The organism is Mycobacterium sp. E735, from assembly GCF_001666955.1.
Classification (GTDB): domain Bacteria; phylum Actinomycetota; class Actinomycetes; order Mycobacteriales; family Mycobacteriaceae; genus Mycobacterium.
Genome location: NZ_LZIX01000304.1, coordinates 1 through 1548, shown reverse-complemented (window position 1 = coordinate 1548; position 1548 = coordinate 1). Strand labels below are relative to the sequence as shown.

Sequence of the window (1548 nt, the reverse complement as noted above, 5' to 3'; positions counted from 1 at the left end):
GGTCCAGGTGGCGTTGAGCTGAGGGCCGGTGTCGGTGTCGATGGTGGCGGCGTTGAGCTCGGCCGTGTGCGACAGCGAGATCGGCAACGCGGCGGCATCGCCGGCGACCACCAGGCTGTCCGGGCTGATCCGCCACAGGTCCTCGGGAATGTCCTGTCCGCCAAGACGTCCCAAGTAGTTGAATCCGATGGTGGGTTCGGGTTCGGTGAGGTTGGTGGTGAGGTAGCGCAGCAGTCCGTAGGTGGCGGGGTGGGGCAGGGCGCGTACTTGTTCTTTGGCGGCCTTGATGATCGGGCCCAGTGCCGGGTCTCCGGTGACGACACGGTGCCAGCCCGGTCCGGCGACGGTGAGCGTGGCGGGGTATTTGGTGGTGAACCAGCCCACGGTGCGTGAGAGGTCGAGGTCGGGGGCCAGGTCGTCGTGGCGGCCGTGGCTTTCGACGTCGATGCAGACGGGGTGTTCGCCCCCTCCGAGGAATTCGGTCCAGGCCAGCGCGTAGGCGATCAGCAGGATGTCGTGAATGCCGGTGTGGAAGGCCGCGGGGACGTCGGAGAGCAACACCCGGGTGGTCTCGGTGTCCAGGGTGGCGGTGAGGTGCCCGGCGCTGGCGTAGGTGTCGCCGGGCTGTGGCGGGGGCAGCGCGGCCGCGGTCGCCGCGACGTGGTTCCAGGTGTCGGCCTGTGCGATGACCGCCGCGGTGTGGGCGTGCTCGTCCAGAAACGCGGCCCAGCGCTGAAACGAGGTCCCGCCGGGGGGCAGGGCGATCGGCTGGCCGCCGCGGTGCTGGGTCCACGCGATGTTGACGTCTTCCAACAGGATCCGCCACGACACCGCATCCACGACCAGATGGTGAACGATCAACACCAACTGGCCGGTGGTGCTCACCCACAACGCACTCACCATCACCCCGGCGGCGGGATTTAGCCGAGACAGGGCCTGGGCCAGCACCTGATCGGTGAGCGCCTCGACGGTGTGTAGGCACTCACCGGCACCGACCGCGCCGGGGTCGGCAACGGTCAACGACCGGGCGTTGGTGTCGGCACGCAGTCTGAGCATGGGGTGGTGGTCGAGCAGCGCCTGCAGGATGGCGAGCAGGTCGGCGTGGGTGGCCCCGGTCGGGACCTGGAGCGCCATGGTTTGGTTGAACTCATCGATCGGGCCGTCAATGTCGAACAGCCAGTGCATGATCGGGGTAGGCGTGATCGGCCCGATGCCTTCGTCGACGAGTTGTTCGCGGGCCTCGCTGATCCCGGGGATGCGGGCCAGGCGGGCCACGGTCTGCTCGACGAAGATGTCGCGGGCACGGCAGGCCAGCCCCGCGGCGCGGGCGCGGGCGACCACCTGCATCGACAGGATGCTGTCGCCGCCGAGGTCGAAGAAGGAGTCGTCGATGCTGATGCGGTCGAGGCCGAGGACTTCGGTGTAGATGGTGGTCAGGAGTTCTTCGATGGGGGTGGTGGGGGGGTGGTAGTGCTGGGAGACGAGTCCGACCCGGACAGTGTGATCGCTCGCCAGTTGCGCTATTGGCAAGGCGAATTGGCCGGACTG

Annotated in this window: 1 protein-coding gene; it reads right to left on the bottom strand. The window is 68.2% G+C overall.

Annotation, left to right across the window (positions count from 1 at the left end; all coding sequences use genetic code 11):
- The coding region (locus A5704_RS25110; RefSeq protein WP_231969335.1) for a condensation domain-containing protein at positions 1 to 1548 on the bottom strand (1548 nt) is incomplete at both ends.